The 16,439-nt window shown below is 67.9% G+C and carries 16 protein-coding genes; 10 read left to right on the top strand and 6 right to left on the bottom strand.

Translation table 11 applies throughout. The annotated features are described in order from the left end of the window. The first annotated feature begins 48 nt into the window (after positions 1 to 48). Positions 49 to 1,371, top strand: coding sequence for a hypothetical protein (locus tag ACFWDI_RS16755; protein ID WP_385304625.1), 1,323 nt, complete (start codon positions 49 to 51; stop codon positions 1,369 to 1,371). A gap of 278 nt (positions 1,372 to 1,649) precedes the next feature. Continuing rightward, positions 1,650 to 2,087 (top strand): DUF6344 domain-containing protein, encoded by a 438-nt coding sequence (locus ACFWDI_RS16750; RefSeq protein WP_385304622.1) that lies wholly within the window; start codon positions 1,650 to 1,652, stop codon positions 2,085 to 2,087. 55 nt (positions 2,088 to 2,142) lie between these two features. Here the strand turns inward: ACFWDI_RS16750 and ACFWDI_RS16745 are convergent, their stop codons facing one another. Beyond that, a complete protein-coding gene (locus ACFWDI_RS16745) occupies positions 2,143 to 2,823 on the bottom strand; it encodes a DUF5324 family protein (protein ID WP_385304621.1) in 681 nt (226 codons plus the stop codon). Positions 2,824 to 3,095: 272 nt separating this feature from the next. On the opposite strand from ACFWDI_RS16745, the gene ACFWDI_RS16740 reads away from it, so the two are divergent. Then, a complete protein-coding gene (locus ACFWDI_RS16740) occupies positions 3,096 to 3,629 on the top strand; it encodes a peptidylprolyl isomerase (RefSeq protein WP_385304620.1) in 534 nt (177 codons plus the stop codon). A gap of 168 nt (positions 3,630 to 3,797) precedes the next feature. After that, complete coding sequence (locus ACFWDI_RS16735) at positions 3,798 to 4,691, top strand: rhomboid family intramembrane serine protease (RefSeq protein WP_385304619.1); 894 nt, start codon at positions 3,798 to 3,800, stop codon at positions 4,689 to 4,691. A 259-nt stretch (positions 4,692 to 4,950) separates the two neighbouring features. On the opposite strand, the gene crgA is transcribed toward ACFWDI_RS16735, so the two are convergent. Further along, positions 4,951 to 5,208 (bottom strand): cell division protein CrgA, encoded by a 258-nt coding sequence (gene crgA, locus ACFWDI_RS16730; RefSeq protein ID WP_362677421.1) that lies wholly within the window; start codon positions 5,206 to 5,208, stop codon positions 4,951 to 4,953. Between the two features lie 140 nt (positions 5,209 to 5,348). Here crgA and ACFWDI_RS16725 point away from each other — a divergent pair, with 140 nt between their 5' ends. From ACFWDI_RS16725 to ACFWDI_RS16700, 6 genes are read left to right on the top strand one after another with little or no spacing between them, the layout of a single operon-like run. Further along, complete coding sequence (locus ACFWDI_RS16725; protein ID WP_385304617.1) at positions 5,349 to 6,164, top strand: DUF881 domain-containing protein; 816 nt, start codon at positions 5,349 to 5,351, stop codon at positions 6,162 to 6,164. 51 nt (positions 6,165 to 6,215) lie between these two features. Next, the gene (locus ACFWDI_RS16720; RefSeq protein ID WP_385304615.1) at positions 6,216 to 6,902 is read left to right on the top strand and encodes a class E sortase; all 687 of its coding nucleotides are present in this window, start codon (positions 6,216 to 6,218) and stop codon (positions 6,900 to 6,902) included. A 56-nt stretch (positions 6,903 to 6,958) separates the two neighbouring features. Continuing rightward, positions 6,959 to 7,132, top strand: a complete 174-nt coding sequence (locus ACFWDI_RS16715; RefSeq protein WP_327324814.1) for a hypothetical protein — start codon at positions 6,959 to 6,961, stop codon at positions 7,130 to 7,132. After that, positions 7,129 to 7,767 carry an aminodeoxychorismate/anthranilate synthase component II gene (locus tag ACFWDI_RS16710; protein ID WP_385304613.1) on the top strand — a complete coding sequence of 213 codons (639 nt, stop codon included), beginning with the start codon at positions 7,129 to 7,131 and terminating at the stop codon, positions 7,765 to 7,767. The genes ACFWDI_RS16715 and ACFWDI_RS16710 overlap by 4 nt, the downstream gene beginning before the upstream one ends. Beyond that, positions 7,764 to 8,918: a class E sortase gene (locus tag ACFWDI_RS16705; protein ID WP_385304612.1), complete on the top strand. Its 1,155-nt coding sequence runs from the start codon at positions 7,764 to 7,766 to the stop codon at positions 8,916 to 8,918. The genes ACFWDI_RS16710 and ACFWDI_RS16705 overlap by 4 nt, the downstream gene beginning before the upstream one ends. 33 nt (positions 8,919 to 8,951) lie before the next feature. Continuing rightward, positions 8,952 to 9,626, top strand: coding sequence for a class E sortase (locus tag ACFWDI_RS16700; protein WP_327324817.1), 675 nt, complete (start codon positions 8,952 to 8,954; stop codon positions 9,624 to 9,626). A 251-nt stretch (positions 9,627 to 9,877) separates the two neighbouring features. Here ACFWDI_RS16700 and pknB read toward each other — a convergent pair whose 3' ends face one another. The 4 genes from pknB to ACFWDI_RS16680 all read right to left on the bottom strand — a co-directional run bounded on the left by pknB (position 9,878) and on the right by ACFWDI_RS16680 (position 16,414). After that, on the bottom strand, positions 9,878 to 11,857 hold the full coding sequence (gene pknB / locus ACFWDI_RS16695) for a Stk1 family PASTA domain-containing Ser/Thr kinase (protein WP_385304609.1): 1,980 nt from the start codon (positions 11,855 to 11,857) through the stop codon (positions 9,878 to 9,880). A 168-nt stretch (positions 11,858 to 12,025) separates the two neighbouring features. Beyond that, a complete protein-coding gene (locus ACFWDI_RS16690) occupies positions 12,026 to 13,495 on the bottom strand; it encodes a peptidoglycan D,D-transpeptidase FtsI family protein (RefSeq protein ID WP_385304607.1) in 1,470 nt (489 codons plus the stop codon). Continuing rightward, a complete protein-coding gene (locus ACFWDI_RS16685) occupies positions 13,492 to 14,892 on the bottom strand; it encodes an FtsW/RodA/SpoVE family cell cycle protein (RefSeq protein ID WP_385304605.1) in 1,401 nt (466 codons plus the stop codon). The genes ACFWDI_RS16690 and ACFWDI_RS16685 overlap by 4 nt, the downstream gene beginning before the upstream one ends. Positions 14,893 to 14,917: 25 nt before the next feature. Continuing rightward, positions 14,918 to 16,414 carry a PP2C family serine/threonine-protein phosphatase gene (locus tag ACFWDI_RS16680; RefSeq protein ID WP_362677438.1) on the bottom strand — a complete coding sequence of 499 codons (1,497 nt, stop codon included), beginning with the start codon at positions 16,412 to 16,414 and terminating at the stop codon, positions 14,918 to 14,920. Positions 16,415 to 16,439 lie beyond the last annotated feature (25 nt).

Raw genomic sequence — 16,439 nt, 5'->3', positions numbered from 1 at the left:
CGCACCGCACTCCACCCAGACCGCCCAAGCCCGAAGGGGGGACGTGTCATGTCCGAGCGCGTCACCGAGACCTACAACCAGCAGTGCCTGAACGGGAAGACCGGGCTGCTCCACGCGATGGCCCGCGCCGAGTTCCCGCCGCTGTTCCACGAGTCCTGCGGCCACCGGCTGCTGCCCCGGCCGTTCTTCATCGACGAGCCGCAGATGCGCGGCTTCGCCGCCGACATACGATCGGTCTTCGACCTCCTCACCCAGCTCCCGGACCGCCTCTTCGGCGGCGACCTCGACGCGTACTGCAAGGCCCTGGGAATACCGGAGCGGCAGGCCGCCCTGATGTGCCGCTTCTCGGGCGGCGAGCCCGTCCCGTACGGCCGCGCCGACATCTATCACGACGGCACCTCCTTCAAGCTGCTGGAGTTCAACGTCGGCAGCGAACTCGGCGGAGCCGACCGGGCAGAGATCCAGAGGGCCCTCCTCGACGTCCCGGACTTCCGGGACTTCGCCGAGGAACAGCGGCTGACCTACGTGCACACCGGCGAGCGGATCGCCGCCGCCCTGCGCACCGCCGCAGCCCCGCTGACCGGTGGGGCGGACCCCGTCGTCGCGCTCGTCGAAGGGGACGGCGGCCTCGCCCCGTACCTGCATCTGGTCCGCTCCTTCCAGGAGATGATGCAGCGCCTGGGGATCGACCTGCGGGTCGGCGAGGTCAGCCAGATCCGTGAGCAGGACGGCCGACTGCTCCTCGACGGCACCCCCGTCGATGTGGTGCTGCGCTACTTCTCCGCGGCACAGACCGTCCGGACCCCCGGCGGCGAGGAGGCGATCGAGCCGATCCTGCGCGCCCACGAGGAGGGCCGGGTGGTGCTGTTCACCACCTTCCAGAGCTCGCTGTACGCCAACAAGGGCTGCCTCGCGCTGCTGTCCGACGAACGCGGCCGGGAGGCGTTCACCGCCGCGGAGCAGGACCTGGTCGACCGGGTGCTGCCATGGACCCGGGAGCTGACCCCCGCGCTGGTCGAGCACTGCCGCGAGCACCGGGAGCAGCTGATCGTGAAACCCCGTGCGGACTTCGCCGGCTCCGGCATTCACGTCGGCTGGGAGCTCACCGACCTCGAATGGCGCCAGGTGCTCGACGAGACCGCGGGCCGCGGCTTCATCGCCCAGGAGCGGGTGGTGCCGCGGCGCGAGCCCGTGGTTTCCCCCGAGACCGGCCGCACCGAGGACTGGATGGCCGCCTGGGACGTGTTTCTGACTCCCGACGGATACGCGGGCTCACACATCCGCGCCCTGCCGTACGGAGAGGGAGCCGTGGTGGGGATGGGAGCCAACCCCGCCTGCCGGACCAGCGGCCCGTTCCTCGTGCCGGCGTGATCCCGTTCGTCCCCGGCCGCCTGCGCGTCCCGCGTGCCCTTGCGTACCGCCGGCTGCATACATCACCCATGCCGCCACGCAACTCCGGACGCGGCCGGCTCCGGTCACTGCCGGGCTCGGCTCAACCGCGCCTTGCCCTCTCCCAGGGCCGTCATTGGACCGTCCGGGTGGTGTTCATCCGAAGAACTGCACAGCGGTGGCGTCGCTCCCCCACTTCTCGAGATGCGTACACATCATGAGAAAGGTATGTAGATCGCTCAACCCGAAAGCGAGGGGTCATGGCCGCCTTCAAGGTCAGGAATCTGTGGACCGCATTCATTGCCGCGTTCTTCGCGCTGCTTGCCTCGATGGGGCTGACCACCGCGGCCACCGCCGCGCAGCGGGCCGCCCTGCAGACGCCGGACCAGCCGGTCCTGCCGCGTCTGCCGAAGCAGGTGCCCGCACGAGCCCTTCGGGCGACATTGCCGGCGCCGAATACGCGATGGAGCCCCACGGCACGCGACAGGTCGCTGCCGCCCACGATCAAGCAGCGTATTCGCGCCGAAGCCCATGGCTCCTCGCCCGTCACACGGCATCTGCAAGCGATCGACGCCGACAGTGCCTACGGTTCACTGAGCTTCGCCCCCGCACCACGGTCCGCATCAGGGTATGCATCCGCACCCGCCTCCAGGTCCGTCCCCGCCCCCGTCGCGGAACCGGCGCTCGCCGCGGCATGAGGCGCCGGGAGCACTCACGTCTCCCGGCGCCACAGGCCACAAGGGCGGTACCCGGTCAGCGGCGATCGTCGCGATCCGAACCCTCCGCCTCATCCTGCTTCGCCTGCACCTCAGGGTCGAGATCATCCTGTCCACTGCCGTCGACGGACGCCAGCGGGGCACGGTCGGAGACCTCCGTGGCAGCGGGCGGTTCCACCAGCCAATCGGGATTGGCCTGCTTGTCCCACCACTTCCAAGCGGCGAAAGCTCCGCCGACCACCGCGCCGATGATGACGACACCCTTGGCGAGGCGTCCGGCCTTGGACCGCCGTTCGTGCTTCCTCACCAGTTTCTGAATCTCCTTGGGCGTCACCTGTCCGCGCAGTGCGGCCAGCGCGGCAGCCGAACGGGCCGCAGCCTCTTCTCGTACGGGCTGAGCGACCGCCACCGCGTGCTCGACACGCGGAACGGTGTAGTCCGCCGCCTGACGAGCGGCCTTCCGGGCCCTGGTCGCGGCTCGGTGCGCGGCCTTGTCCACTTTCGGTGGCACATGCGGCGCGACACGTACGTAGTACTGAACACGGGCCTGATCAGCGGCCTTCGAGACTTTGGGCGCGAGTCGCGCGCCGGCCTCGTGCGCATAATGCGCGGCGTGCTCCTTGGCCGTCCCGGCGTAGGGCGCCACCACTTCCGCGGCGTGCTGCACGCTCTCCTTCGCCGTACCGGTCGCGGCGCGCACGCTGTCCATGCGGGTCACGGGATCCTCCTCATCGGTGGCGTTCTGGGGTCTGGGGTTTATCCCCAGTTCGGCACAGTTTCGCCTTTCCACCCGTTTGAAAATCATGCCTGTTGAGTGCCGCCCCGGCATGTGGGGCGGGCATCCGGGTCATGTCGGGAGCTTGTGGACGACAATGCCACGGTTCGCCTCACAACGCGCCGCTCCGGCGGCGACTCGGCGGCTTTTATCCGTAGGCGTCTCTCGCGTGCGAGGATCGTTGGACGTCAGAGAAGACTTACGGAAGGCAGATCGTGGCCGAGCAGCTGTACGCCACCTTGAAGACCAACCAAGGCGACATCGAGATCCGGCTTCTGCCGAACCACGCGCCCAAGACGGTCAAGAACTTTGTCGAGCTCGCCCAGGGCGAGCGTGAGTGGACCCACCCGGCGACCGGCAAGAAGTCCACGGACAAGCTGTACGACGGTACGGTCTTCCACCGTGTGATCAGCGGCTTCATGATCCAGGGCGGTGACCCGCTGGGCAACGGCACCGGCGGCCCGGGCTACGAGTTCCAGGACGAGTTCCACCCCGACCTCGCCTTCGACAAGCCCTACCTGCTCGCCATGGCCAACGCCGGCCCGGCCACCAACGGCTCGCAGTTCTTCATCACCGTGTCGCCCACCGCCTGGCTGACCCGCAAGCACACCATCTTCGGTGAGGTCAGCAACGACGCGGGCAAGAAGGTCGTGGACGCCATCGCCGGCGCCCAGACCAACCCGCGCACCGACCGCCCGCTCAACGACGTCGTGATCGAGTCGGTCGTCGTCGAGACCCGCCAGGGCTGATCACCGGGGCTTGGTCCCCGGGTGCGGTCCCAGGCGGGGACCCGGGCTCGGTTCTGCGCTGATCCTGTGTGTGAACCCGTGCCTGGCCTCCGGGGGAACCAATTCGCCCCGTCCGTCCGTAAGGATGGACGGGGCGGTGTGTTGAGCTAGGGAGATTGAGGGGACCTCATGGACCAGGCGCCAGGCAGTCCACAGGAGCCGCAGGCCGAACACGGCCTGCCGAGCTGCTACCGGCATCCGGGCCGCGAGACCGGCATCCGCTGCACCCGCTGCGAGCGGCCGATCTGCGCGGACTGCATGGTCAGCGCCTCGGTCGGATTCCATTGTCCCGAATGCGTCCGTACCGGATCCGGTACGGGACACGGCCCGACGGCGAACCAGCCGCGCACGCTCGCCGGCGGTGCGGTGGCGGCCCACCCCCACCTCGTCACCAAGATCCTGCTGGCCATCAATATCGCGGTGTTCATCGCCGCGGTGGCCAGCGACCGCGTGGTCAACGATCTGGCTCTGATCGCACAGTGGCCGCCGGCGCCGTTCGTCCCGGTGGACGGTGTCGCCGAGGGCCAGTGGTACCGGCTCTTCACCTCGATGTTCCTGCACCAGGAGGTGTGGCACATCGCCTTCAACATGCTGGGCCTGTGGTGGCTCGGCGGCCCTCTGGAGCAGGCGCTGGGCCGCGTCCGCTATCTCGCGCTCTACCTGCTCTCCGGACTGGCCGGCAGCGCCTTCACCTATCTGATCGCGTCCCCGAACCAGGCCTCGCTGGGCGCCTCCGGCGCCATCTTCGGGCTGCTGGGTGCCACCGCCGTACTGATGCGCCGCCTCAACTACGACATGCGGCCGGTCATCGCGCTGCTCGCGCTGAACCTGCTCTTCACCTTCACCTGGTCGGGCATCGCCTGGGAGGCGCACGTCGGCGGCCTGATCGCGGGCATCGCCATCGCCTTCGGCCTGGTGCACGCCCCCCGCGAGCGCCGGAACCTGGTGCAGCTCGGGACCTGTGCCGCGGTCTTCCTGGCCATCGCCGTGACCGTGCTGGTCAGGACCGCTTCGCTCACCTGAGCGAGACCTTTCCCCAACGTTGTCCACAGCGTGTGTCGGATCTTGTGCATGCCGTGGGGAACAAGCGTGCCCCTTGTCGCTGAGCTGGGCTTTTCCCAGCACGGACAAGGGGCGGGTCGCTTCACCAACATGGCCGATGCAGTCACACCGGCGTCAATGCTGTGAGAGTTATCCACAGATCGTCAGACCTTTTCCCCCGCTTGTGGATAACGCTGGGGATAACCTCAGGGCAGTGCTTGACGGGCGGGCTGCGAAACAGCTACTTCCACTGGGTCGAGACGCCGAAGCCGGCGGCGATGAAACCGAAGCCGGCGACGATGTTCCAGTTGCCGAAGCTCTTGATCGGCAGATCGCCCTCGGTCACATAGAAGAGAACGATCCATGCGAGCCCGATGAGGAACATCGCGAGCATCACTGGTGCGACCCAGCTGCGACTCGTCAGCTTGATGGTTGTCGCCTGCTTCGATGCCGGCGGCGGCGTGAAGTCGGCCTTCTTGCGGATACGTGACTTCGGCACGAGGGACTCTCCTGTCGATGCGCTGCGTGACCGCGCAGGGAACTGTGGCTGGCGCCGGGGCTGGAGCGAGGGGGACCACTGCCGCCCCCGGGCGTCCGTTAGCGTAGTGCTTCCGCGGGGCCTGAGGAGATAAGGGTACGTTGAGCAATTCTGCCGACTCCCCCCAAGGGCCGGTTCACCGCTTCGACGGAGAGGAAGAGGGGCGAAGTCCGATGAGGGGTGGTGGCTGGGTGACGGGCGGGACGGTCCGGCTGTTGACGGCTGCCGTGTTCGCTCTTGCCGGACTGATCTTCGTCACCAGCTTCAACACCGCCAAGGGCACCAATATCCGTACGGACGCCTCGCTGCTGAAGCTCTCCGACCTGATCCAGCAGCGCAGCACCAAGAACGGTGCCCTCGACGAGTCCACGGCGGCGGTACGCGCCGACGTCGACGCCCTGGCCCGGCGCGACGACGGCTCCACCAAGGCCGAGGATGTGAAGCTGAACGCCCTGGAGCAGGCCGCGGGCACCAAGAAGCTCAGCGGTCCGGCCGTCACCGTCACCCTCAACGACGCCCCGCCGAACGCACAGGCCGCCCCCGGCTACCCCGAGCCGCAGGCCAATGACCTGGTCATCCACCAGCAGGACCTGCAGGCCGTCGTCAATGCCCTGTGGAAGGGCGGCGCCGAGGGCATCCAGGTCATGGACCAGCGGCTGATCTCCACGAGCGCCGTGCGGTGCGTGGGAAACACGCTGATCCTTCAGGGCCGCGTCTACTCCCCGCCGTACAAGATCACCGCTGTCGGTGATCAGAGCGCCCTCAAGAAGGCGCTCACCGCATCCCCGGCGATCCAGAACTACCAGCTGTATGTGAAGGCGTACGGCCTCGGCTGGAAAGTCGGGGAGCAAGAGCCGGTGACTCTCCCCGGCTACTCGGGCACAGTGGATCTCCACTACGCGAAGCCCGTTGGGTAGTACTGGGTAGAGCGGGGCAGGGGCTGGGCTGGGCAGCGCTTGGGGGAGCCGGTGTCGGTGCGTCTGATCGTCAGGACCGTCAGCGAACTCTGCATCACCGTCGGCACCTTGATCGTGCTCTTTGTGGTGTACGTGCTCTTCTGGACCGGTATCAAGGCCGGTAGCGCCACGGACGGCCAGATCGATCAGCTCCAGGACACGTGGTCGCAGGGCCCGGTCGCGGCCCCCGCGCCCGGTCGCGCCGCGACTCCCGCCCCGAAGGCGTACGAGGACGGAAAACCCTTCGCGGTCATGTACATCCCGCGCTTCGGCAGGAGCTGGGACTGGCCGGTTCTGGAGGGCACCGAGGCGCGCACCCTCCACAAGGGCCTCGGCCACTACATCTCCACCGCCGCGCTCGGCGGCAGCGGCAACTTCTCGGTCGCCGGCCACCGCCGCACGTACGGCGATCCGTTCAAGGACTTCCCGAAGCTGGGTCCCGGGGACGCGGTCGTGCTGACGGACGGTACGACCTGGTTCACGTACCGCATCGACAGGAAGCCGTACCGGACCGTGCCGAGCGATGTCGGCGTCATCGCCCCCGTCCCGGGCAAGTCCGGATTCGACGGCCCGGGCCGCTATCTGACGCTGACCACCTGCGATCCGGAATGGGGCAGCAGCCACCGGCTGATCGCCTGGGCGCATCTGGACGCCACCCAGCCTGTGACCGACGGCAAACCGGAAGCTTTGCACAGCTGACCCATGTGCCCCTGCCGCCCTTTAGTCTGGTGCGGTACCGAACGGAAAGGGACAGCATGTACGGCTGGATCTGGCGGCATCTGCCGGGCAACGCATGGGTGCGGGCTTTCATCTCGCTCGTGCTCGCTCTGGCGGTCGTCTACGTGCTGTTCCAGTACGTCTTCCCGTGGGCGGAGCCGCTGCTTCCGTTCAATGATGTGACGGTCGACGGAGCGGGGGCGCCCCGATGAGCGCACGCATCCTCGTCGTCGACAACTACGACAGCTTCGTCTTCAACCTCGTCCAGTACCTGTACCAGCTCGGCGCCGAGTGCGAGGTCCGCCGCAACGACGAGGTCGAACTCGCGCACGCGCAGGACGGTTTCGACGGCGTACTGCTGTCCCCCGGTCCCGGAGCGCCCGAGCAGGCCGGTGTGTGCATCGACATGGTGCGGCACTGCGCGGACACCGGCGTTCCGGTCTTCGGCGTCTGTCTGGGAATGCAGTCGATGGCGGTGGCGTACGGCGGTGTGGTGGACCGCGCCCCCGAGCTGCTGCACGGCAAGACCTCGCTGGTCACGCACGAGGGCAAGGGCGTATTCGCCGGGCTGCCTTCGCCCTTCACCGCGACCCGCTACCACTCGCTGGCGGCCGAGCCGGCGGATCTTCCCGCCGAGCTGGAGGTCACGGCGCGGACGGCGGACGGCATCATCATGGGGCTGCGCCACCGTGAACTGGCCGTCGAGGGCGTGCAGTTCCACCCCGAGTCGGTCCTCACCGAGCACGGCCATCTGATGCTCGCCAACTGGCTGGAGCAGTGCGGCGACACCGGGGCGGTCGGCCGTTCGGCGGGGCTCGCACCGGTGGTGGGCAAGGCCTTGGCGTGAGTCCCGTAGGCCCTGAGGACGAGTACGACCCGCTGACGGGCCCGCTGCCGCCGAGGGGGCACGGCTCGCCGTGGTTCCAGGCCCCGAGCGTTCCGGAGGCGGAGGAACCGCAGCCGCAGCCTCAGGAGTGGTCCGGGTACGGCCAGTACGCCGTGGACGATCCTGAGGGCTATCAGCGGGACTGGTACGCACAGCCGGAGCCGGTTCCCGAGCAGCAACTCATGTCCGCGCCCGCGCCGATACCGGTGTCCGAGCCGATACCCGTACCGGACGACGAGACCGTCGCGCTGCGTACGTCGGACACGCGTCGCGCCGCGGAGACCCCTGCAGGTCCGGGGCGGGCCGAGCGCCGCAAGGCGGCCAAGGGCGGCCGGGGCCGTAGGCGTGCTCAGCCCGCTGCCGCCGCCTCGGCCGGGGCCGACGCCGCGCCCGCCAAGCCTCTTTCGCGCGTCGAGGCCCGCCGTGCCGCGCGTGCGCTCAAGGACAGCCCCGCCGTCATCGCCAGCCGCGCCATCGGCGAACTCTTCATCTCCTTCGGCGTGCTGATGCTGCTGTTCGTCACGTACCAGCTCTGGTGGACGAACATACGCGCAGGTCAGGAGGCCGGCAAGGAGACGAACAAGATCCAGGACGACTGGGCGAAGGGCCGCAAGCCCGGTGCGTTCGAGCCCGGGCAGGGCTTCGCCATCATGTATATCCCCAAGCTGGACGTGGTCGTCCCGATCGCCGAAGGCATCAGCAAGCACAACGTCCTCGACCGCGGCATGGTCGGCCACTACGGCGAGGGCAAGCTCAAGACCGCGATGCCCGCGGACAAGTCGGGCAACTTCGCGGTCGCGGGCCACCGCAACACTCATGGCGAACCGTTCCGTTACATCAATCGTCTCAACCCGGGGGACCTCGTCGTCGTTGAGACCCAGGACGCGTACTACACGTACAAGACGGTGCGTACCCTCCCTCAGACCTCGCCGTCGAACGTGGGAGTGATCGGTCCGGTGCCGCCCGGCTCCGGATTCACCGAGCCGGGCCGGTACATCACGCTGACGACGTGTACGCCGGAATTTACGAGTACGTATCGAATGATCGTGTGGGGCAAGATGGTCGAGGAACGGCCGCGCAGCAAGGGCAAACCCGACGCGCTCGTCGGCTGAACGCTGTGGGACTTCAAGACGGGAACAGGTGCAGTGGCACGTGCGCGTAGCCGGATCGCCGGCGTCATCAGTGTCTTCGGCGAACTGCTGATCACCGCGGGCGTGGTGCTGGCGCTCTTCGTCGTCTACTCGCTGTGGTGGACGAACGTTCTCGCCGACCGTGCGGCCTCCAAGCAGGGCGACCAGATGCGCGAAGGCTGGAACGGCGTTCCTGGCGCGCTCGACACCAAGGACGGCATCGGCTTCCTCCACGTACCTGCCATGAGCAACGGCGAGGTGCTGGTGAAGAAGGGCACCGACACCAAGAGCCTCAACGACGGCATCGCGGGCTACTACGCGGACCCGATCAAGTCGGCGCTCCCCTGGGACAGCAAGGGCAACTTCACGCTGGCCGCGCACCGGGACGGGCACGGAGCGAAGTTCCACAACATCCACAAGCTGAAGAACGGCGATCCGATCGTCTTCGAGACCCGGGACACCTGGTACGTCTACAAGGTCTACAACGAGCTCAAAGAGACCTCGAAGTACAACGTGGACGTGCTGCAGCCGGTCCCGAAGGAGTCGGGGAAGTCGAAGCCGGGCCGCTACATCACACTGACGACGTGCACGCCGGTCTACACCTCGGACTACCGCTACGTCGTGTGGGGCGAGCTGGAGCGTATGGAGAAGGTCGACAAGGACCGTACGCCGCCGGCGGAACTGCGCTGACGGAGTTGTCCACCGGGGGGCTGCATGCCATGTACTCGCTGACCAGCGACTTCGCTGTCACGGAGCAGCATCGCGATGTTGAGTGATGGTGTACGCGACTGCATCTGACTGAGGTCCTTGAAGGACCTCGGTCCAGTCAGGAGGCCGTAGCCACTGGCTCGAAGCTCGTCTCAGTGCAAAAGAGGAGCCCCGGCACCCATCAAGGGTGCCGGGGCTCCTCGTTGTGCCCGCCGTACGGCGGGCGGAGGCTGCTAGCCGCCGCCGAAGATTCCGCCGTTGCCGCCGCCGCCGTTGTTCCCGTTGCCCCCGCCGTCACCGGCGATGGTCTTCACATTGACCGGCTGATTCGGCGTCGCCGGCTGACCGGCCTGCGGGTCCTGGGCGACGACCCGGGCGTTGTCGTCGTTCGGACCGTCGACGGTGCCGAGCTGCAGTCCCGCCTGGGCGAGGAGCTGCTTGGCCTCGCCGAGCGTCCGCGTGAACAGCTGGGGCACCTGGGCGGTCTGCTGCGGTGGTCCCTTGGAGACCTTCAGCGTGACCGTGGCTCCCTTGGCGGCCTTCGAGTTGCCCGACGGGTCCTGCTCGATGACCTCGCCCAACGGCTTCTCCGAGTCGACGTCGCTCCGGACAACCACGAACCCGAGGGTTTCGAGCTGGTTCTTCGCGGCGTCGAACTGCTGGCCCACGACCGGAGGCACGTTGATCTTGGTCTGCTTGGCCACGGTGAGGGTGACCGTCGAGTTCTTTTCGGCCTGAGAGCCGCCCTGTGGGTCCTGCTTGAGGACCGTGCCCGGCTCCCGGTCGGACTCGACCTCCTTGGTCTCGACCTGGAAGACCTTGCTCACCAGGATGTCCTTGGCCTTGTCGACCGGCTTGTCGGTGACGTCGGGGACCTCGATCTTGGGGGCGCCCTCGGAGACGACGACCTCGACCGTCTCCCCCTGCTTCATCTTGCCGTCCTTGGGAGTCTGGCTGCAGACGCTCCCCTTCGGCTGGTCGCACCGCTGAGTGCCGGACTTCTGGATCTTGACACCGGCGTTGATCACCAGCTGCTCGGCTTCCTGGTACGGCTTGCCCACGAGCAGTGGCACCGGAACGGTGCTGTTGTTGCCGTCGCTGCCGCCGAAGACCGACTTGCCGATCAGTACGGCTCCGACCAGCACCAGGATGCCCGCGAGTACCAGCAGGATCGTCGAGGTGTTCGACTTCTTCTGGCGGCGGCGGTCCGGGCGGTCGTCGAAACCGCCGTAGCCGCCGTCGTCCGGGTTCACCGGCGGGAGCATCGAGGTCTGGCCGGCCGGGTCGGCCTGGCGCAGTGCCGTGGTCGGCTGGTCGTCCGGGGCGTAGCCGCCGTAGCCGACCGCGCCCATCGCCGCCGTTGCCGCGACCGGCTGGCCGTCGAGGCAGGCCTCGATGTCGGCGCGCATCTCGTCGGCCGACTGATAGCGGTAGTCGGGGTCCTTGACCAGCGCCTTCAGCACGATCGCGTCCATCTCGGGCGTGATCTCGGGGTCGAAGTTGCTGGGCGGCTGCGGCTCTTCCCGTACGTGCTGATAGGCGACCGCGACCGGGGAGTCCCCGACGAACGGCGGTCTGACCGTCAGCAGCTCGTAGAGCAGACAGCCGGTGGAGTAGAGGTCGGAGCGGGCGTCGACCTGCTCGCCCTTGGCCTGCTCCGGGGAGAGGTACTGGGCGGTGCCGATGACTGCCGCGGTCTGCGTCATGGTCATTCCGGAGTCGCCCATCGCGCGGGCGATGCCGAAGTCCATGACCTTGACCTGGCCGGTGCGCGTCAGCATGACGTTCGCCGGCTTGATGTCGCGGTGGACGATGCCGGCGCGGTGCGAGTACTCCAGCGCCTGGAGGATGCCGATGGTCATCTCGAGCGTGCGCTCGGGCAGAAGTCTGCGCCCGGAGTGCAGCAGCTCTCTGAGCGTGGACCCGTCGACGTACTCCATGACGATGTACGGGATCGAGACCCCGTCGACGTAGTCCTCGCCCGTGTCGTAGACCGCGACGATCGCCGGGTGGTTGAGCGAGGCGGCCGACTGGGCCTCACGGCGGAACCGGGCCTGGAAGGACGGGTCGCGGGCAAGATCGGCCCGCAGCGTCTTCACGGCGACGGTGCGGCCGAGCCGGGTGTCGTGGGCGAGGTAGACCTCCGCCATGCCACCACGGCCGAGCACCGAGCCCAGTTCGTACCGGCCGCCGAGGCGACGCGGCTCTTCCATAGCTGTTCCAGCCCTCTCCGTCAGTCCTGACCGCACCCGTGTGTGGTCCGGCGGTGTGCTGTTCGCGCATACGCTACCGGGCACGCCGTGCCTGATCCGCCCGCGACGGTCACCTGATACCCGACCGGTATCGCAATGTGCAGGTATGGACAGTGGACGTGATTCGCGTCACTTCTTGCTCTCCAGTACCGCCTGCATCACATCGCGGGCGATGGGACCGGCGAGACCGCCACCGGTGATGTCGTCGCGAGAGACGCCGCTGGAGTCCTCGACGACGACCGCTACGGCGACCGGCGATCCGCTGTCGGTCTTCGCGTACGAGATGAACCAGGCGTACGGCCGCTTGCTGTTGTTCTCGCCGTGCTGGGCGGTACCGGTCTTGCCGCCGACCGTGGCCCCGTCGATCTTGGCCTTGCCGCCGGTGCCGCTGGGGCTCTCGACGACGTTCTCCATCATCTGCTGGAGGAGCTGCGCGTTCTTCTGGGAGAGCGGGCGGCTCATCTCCTCCGGTTCGTTCTTCTTGATGACGTCGAGGTTGGGCGATTCCAGCTGGTCGATCATGTACGGCTTCATCAGCTTGCCGTCGTTGGCGATCGCCGCGGCGACCATGGCCATCTGGAGGGGGGTGGTGGCGGTGTCGAACTGGCCGATGGAGGACAGCGCGTTGCTGGAGCGGTTCATTGTCTTGTTGTAGACGGAGGCGGCCGCACGGACCGGGGTGTCGATCTCCGGGTTGTTGAAGCCGAACTTCTGCGCCGTCTCCAGCATCTTGTCCCGGCCGACCTGGTCACCGAGCTTGGCGAAGACGGAGTTGCAGGAGACCTCGAGTGCCTTCATCAGGCTGGCGTTCTTGCAGCCGTTGGCGTGGTTGACCATCGGCGTGCGGGTGTTGGGCAGGATGTACGGCTCCGGGGTGTCCGTCGCCGCGTTGATGTCGTCGATCTCGCCGTGCTCCAGCGCGGCGGCGGCGGTGACCACCTTGAAGGTGGAGCCGGGCGGGTAGACCTCGCGCAGAGCGCGGTTGAGCTTCGGCTTTTCCTTGTCCTTCTCGAGCGCGTTCCACGCCTTCTCGTCCTTGCCCGCGTATCCCGCGAACGAGCTCGGGTCGTACGAGGGGGTGGACGCCAGCGCGAGGATCTTGCCGGTCTTGGGGTCGATCGCGGCGACGGCACCCTTCTTGGAGCCGAGGCCCTTGTAGGCGGCCTTCTGGGCGGCGCCGCTGAGGGTGGTGACGACGTTGCCGCCGCGCTTCTGGTCGCCGGTGAACATCGCCATGGTGCGGTCGAAGAAGAGCTGATCGGAGTTGCCGGTGAGGACGCCGTCCTCGAGCTTCTCGATCTGGTTGGCGTCGAAGGCCTGTGAGGCGTACCCGGTCACCGGCGCCCACATGGGGCCGTCGACGTAGGTGCGCTTGTATTTGAAGTCCGTGTCGTTCGTTTCGGCGGAGCCGGTGATGGGCTTGCCGTCGACAATGATGTTGCCGCGCTCGTAGGCGTACCGCTCGATCTGGACGCGACGGTTGTACTTGTGCGAGTTCAGCTCGTCGGCACGCACGTACTGGAGCCAGTTGTCCCGGATCAGGAGGGCGAGGACGAGAAGCCCGCAGAAGATCGCGATTCGGCGCAGGGGCTTGTTCACGGTCGGACCACCTGGGTCATCTCGGCGTCGGGGGACGGGGCGGGTGCCGGCGCGGGACGGCGCGCGGTGTCGCTGATACGGATCAGGATGCCGACAAGGGCCCAGTTGGCGATCACGGACGAACCGCCCTGCGCGATGAACGGCATGGTCATGCCGGTCAGCGGGATGAGGCCCATGACACCGCCGGCGACGACGAAGACCTGGATGGCGAAGGCGCCGGAGAGGCCGATCGCCAGGAGCTTGCCGAAGGGGTCGCGGGCGGCCAGGGCGGTGCGCACCCCGCGCTCGACGATCAGGCCGTAGATGAGCAGGACGGCCATCATGCCGGCGAGACCGAGTTCTTCGCCGACCGTGGCGAGGATGAAGTCGGAGTTGGCGGCGAAGCCGATGAGGTCGGAGTGACCCTGACCGAGGCCGGTGCCGAGGGTGCCGCCGGAGCCGAAGGCCATGAGGGACTTGGCGATCTGCTCGCTGGCAGCCTCCTTGCCCCAGCCGGCGAAGGGGTCGAGCCAGGCAGTCACGCGCTGCTGGACGTGCGGTTCGAAGGTGGCGACGCTGACGGCGCCGGCCGCTGACATCAGCAGACCGAAGACGATCCAGCTGGTCCGCTCGGTGGCGACGTACAGCATCACGACGAACATGCCGAAGAACAGCAGCGAGGTACCGAGGTCGGTCTCGAAGACCAGGATGAGGATGGACATCGCCCAGACGACCAGGATGGGTCCGAGGTCGCGGCCGCGGGGCAGGTAGAGGCCCATGAAGCGGCGGCTGGCGAGGGCCAGGGCGTCGCGCTTCACCATCAGATAGCCGGAGAAGAAGATCGCAATGATGATCTTGGCGAACTCGCCGGGCTGGAGCGTGCCGACGCCGGGAATGTTGATCCAGATCTTGGCGCCGTTCACTGCGGGGAAGAAGACCGGCAGAACCAGCAGGAACAGCGAGACCACCATGGAGATGTAGGTGTAGCGCTGCAGGATGCGATGGTCCTTGAGCAGGATCAGTACGCCGACGAAGAGGGCGACGCCCACTGCGGAGAACATCAGCTGCTTGGATGCGGCGGGGGCGAAGGTCTTGAGTGCCTGGAAGCGCTCGGACTGGTCGAGACGCCAGATGATCGCCAGGCCGAAGCCGTTGAGGAGCGTCGCCAGCGGGAGCAGCAGCGGGTCCGCGTACGGGGCGAATTTACGGACCACCAGGTGGCTGACGGCCGCCAGCAGGCTGAGCCCGATTCCGTATCCGAGCATGCCGGCCGGGAGCGCGCCGTTGATGGCGAGGCCCACGTTGGCGTACGCGAACACGGAGATCGCTACGGCGAAGACGAGCAGCATCAGCTCGGTGTTGCGGCGGCTCGGTGCTTCGATCGCGCCGATCGTGGTGGTGTTGGTGACAACGCTCATGGTGGAGAAGGCCCCCTACGGCCGATTACTGCTTTCCGCAGTTCGAGGCCAGCTTCTGCTCCTCCTCCGAGAGGGTGGGACCCGGAGACGGAGTAGCTGCGGTCGGCTTGGTCTTGGCGTTCTGGGTGGTGGGCTTGCCGGTGGTGCCACCGGCCTCGCCCTCACCGGGCGGTGGAGTGCTCGCGCGGTCGGCGGCGTCGCGGCGCTGCTCGTCCTTCTTGCAGGCAGCGGCCTGGTCGGCGAGCTCCTGGACCTTGGTTCGCGCCTTGTCGAGGCTGTCCTCGGTGATCGTCGCCTCGACCTGCTTGCGCTGGTAGGGCGGGAGGTACTTGAGTTCGATCTCGGGGTGGTCCTTCTGGACCTTCGAGAGCGAGACCCAGGCGAGGTCCTGGCTGATGCCCTGGTAGAGGGCGACGTGCTCGTCCTTGGAGCCGACGAAGTACTGCGTCTGGGTCCAGCTGTAGCCGCCGTACAGACCGCCGCCGACGACCGCCAGCGCGAGCACGCTGTAGAGAGACCTCTTCAGCCACTTGCGGCCGCCGCGGGGCTTGATGAAGTCCTCGTCGGTGTACGCGCCGAAGCTGCCCTCGGGCGGCATTCCGCCGTACCCCATGCCGTCGCCGCTGCCGGGCGGGCCGAAGCCGCCGGAGGTCTGCGGCGGGACGGGGCGGCCGAGGCCGGCCGCGCGGCCCGCCGGGGTCTGCATGGCGCCGCCGTCGTTCAGCTGGAGCTGGTTCTCGGCGACCGCGCCGACGACGACCGGGGTGTCGCTGAGCTGCCCGGCCAGGGTGTCGTTGGAGTCGGTGTCGAGGACGTCCGCGACGATGCAGGTGATGTTGTCGGGGCCGCCGCCGCGCAGTGCGAGCTGGATCAGCGCCTGCACGGTCTCCTGCGGGCCCTGGTAGTCGGCGAGAGTGTCCTCCATCGTCTGGTGGGAGACGACGCCGGACAGTCCGTCGGAGCAGATCAGGTACCGGTCGCCGGCACGGACCTCGCGGATGGAGAGATCGGGCTCGACATGGTCGCCGCTGCCCAGCGCGCGCATCAGCAGGGAGCGCTGCGGGTGGGTGGTGGCTTCCTCTTCGGTGATCCGGCCCTCGTCGACCAGCCGCTGCACCCAGGTGTGGTCCTGGGTGATCTGGGTCAGTACGCCGTCGCGGAGCAGATAGGCGCGGGAGTCGCCGACGTGCACGAGGCCGAGCCGCTGGCCCGTCCAGAGCAGGGCGGTGAGCGTGGTGCCCATGCCCTCGAGCTGGGGATCCTCCTCGACCATCAGCCGCAGCTGGTCATTGGCGCCCTGTACGGCCGTACCGAGCGAGGTGAGGATGTCCGAGCCGGGCACGTCGTCGTCGAGCGTGACGAGTGTGGAGATGACCTCCGAGGAGGCGACCTCGCCGGCGGCCTGGCCGCCCATGCCGTCGGCGATGGCCAGGAGGCGGGGTCCGGCGTAGCCGGAGTCCTCGTTGCCCTCCCGGATCATGCCCTTGTGTGACCCGGCGGCGAAGCGCAGAGACAGACTCATGCGCACCTCGCCCGTCGGCTCGGGG

The organism is Streptomyces sp. NPDC060064, assembly GCF_042736455.1.
Classification (GTDB): domain Bacteria; phylum Actinomycetota; class Actinomycetes; order Streptomycetales; family Streptomycetaceae; genus Streptomyces.
This window is presented reverse-complemented; position numbering and strand designations above follow the sequence as displayed.

Coding starts and splice junctions, on each gene's coding strand:
- ACFWDI_RS16755 (WP_385304625.1), top strand. CDS start 49: ATGTCCGAGCGCGTCACCGAGACCTACAACCAGCAGTGCCTGAACGGG.
- ACFWDI_RS16750 (WP_385304622.1), top strand. CDS start 1,650: ATGGCCGCCTTCAAGGTCAGGAATCTGTGGACCGCATTCATTGCCGCG.
- ACFWDI_RS16735 (WP_385304619.1), top strand. CDS start 3,798: ATGGACCAGGCGCCAGGCAGTCCACAGGAGCCGCAGGCCGAACACGGC.
- ACFWDI_RS16715 (WP_327324814.1), top strand. CDS start 6,959: ATGTACGGCTGGATCTGGCGGCATCTGCCGGGCAACGCATGGGTGCGG.
- ACFWDI_RS16710 (WP_385304613.1), top strand. CDS start 7,129: ATGAGCGCACGCATCCTCGTCGTCGACAACTACGACAGCTTCGTCTTC.
- pknB (WP_385304609.1), bottom strand. CDS start 11,857: ATGGAAGAGCCGCGTCGCCTCGGCGGCCGGTACGAACTGGGCTCGGTG.
- ACFWDI_RS16685 (WP_385304605.1), bottom strand. CDS start 14,892: ATGAGCGTTGTCACCAACACCACCACGATCGGCGCGATCGAAGCACCG.
- ACFWDI_RS16680 (WP_362677438.1), bottom strand. CDS start 16,414: ATGAGTCTGTCTCTGCGCTTCGCCGCCGGGTCACACAAGGGCATGATC.